The organism is Massilia sp. CT11-108 (genome assembly GCF_047302915.1).
Taxonomy (GTDB): domain Bacteria; phylum Pseudomonadota; class Gammaproteobacteria; order Burkholderiales; family Burkholderiaceae_D; genus Telluria; species Telluria orientalis.
The window spans coordinates 1-286 of sequence record NZ_JBKYMO010001459.1 but is presented as its reverse complement, the minus strand read 5'-3'; the positions used below and the strand labels follow the sequence as shown (position 1 = coordinate 286).

Here is a 286-nt window from a genome sequence, read left to right as displayed (position 1 = left end):
GTCGATCATCGCCCGCGCCCGCGCGATCGCGGCCGTGACCGACGTGGGCCGGTCGGGCCGTGCATCGCTTTGCAGGCCATGCAGCAATTCGAGAAGCAATTGCTCGCGCAAGAGGGCGGTCGCGTCGCCCGTGACGGCCGCGTACAGCCGCCGGAAACAGTCGGCCAGCGCGGCATGGTGGGCGACCGGCAGGTGAAACGCGTAATCGCGGCGGGCGCCTTCGCTCAGGTCGGCCGCGACGGTATCGGCGAGATGCGGCGGCAGGTACAGCATGCGCCACGCGCGG

1 protein-coding gene is annotated in these 286 nt (G+C 71.3%); it reads right to left on the bottom strand.

What is annotated here, in order from left to right; all coding sequences use genetic code 11:
- Positions 1 to 286: AraC family ligand binding domain-containing protein (locus ACEN88_RS35260; protein ID WP_413347062.1), on the bottom strand; the 286-nt coding region annotated here is incomplete at both ends.